The 540-nt window shown below is 48.3% G+C and carries 2 tRNA genes and 2 rRNA genes; all 4 read right to left on the bottom strand.

Annotation, left to right across the window (positions count from 1 at the left end):
- A 23S ribosomal RNA gene (locus J0A69_RS22385) occupies positions 1-121 on the bottom strand; the annotation flags it as partial.
- A gap of 116 nt (positions 122-237) precedes the next feature.
- Positions 238-311: transfer RNA gene (locus tag J0A69_RS22390), tRNA-Ala, on the bottom strand.
- 13 nt (positions 312-324) lie between these two features.
- A tRNA-Ile gene (locus J0A69_RS22395) sits at positions 325-398 on the bottom strand.
- Positions 399-455: 57 nt separating this feature from the next.
- Positions 456-540, bottom strand: a 16S ribosomal RNA gene (locus J0A69_RS22400); the annotation flags it as partial.

The raw sequence follows: 540 nt of genomic DNA on the forward strand, positions 1-540 counted from the left end.
CCATTCGGATATCTACGGATCAACTCGCATTGGCCAATCCCCGTAGCTTTTCGCAGCTTATCACGTCCTTCTTCGCCTCTGAGAGCCTAGGCATCCCCCGTGCGCCCTTATTCACTTACTCTACTTATGTACTTATTACAGTACTTCTGTTACAATTTCTGCTAAACATGTCAATGAACTTGTCCTTCGCAATTCGAAGAAATGCGATAGTATTCTATAATACTATCAGGAATAAAGTGGAGAATAACGGATTCGAACCGTTGACCCCCTGCGTGCAAGGCAGGTGCTCTAGCCAGCTGAGCTAATCCCCCGTAGAGTTAGTAGTGGGCCTGCGTGGACTCGAACCACGGACCTCTACATTATCAGTGTAGCGCTCTAACCACCTGAGCTACAGGCCCAACTCTGATTAATATTTTGAAGTATGTAAGGCTCCTGAGTGACAGGGTCTTTTCCAGAAAGGAGGTGTTCCAGCCGCACCTTCCGGTACGGCTACCTTGTTACGACTTAGCCCCAGTTACCGGTTCTACCCTAAACAGCTCC

Source organism: Algoriphagus pacificus (assembly GCF_017254845.1).
Lineage (GTDB): Bacteria > Bacteroidota > Bacteroidia > Cytophagales > Cyclobacteriaceae > Algoriphagus > Algoriphagus pacificus.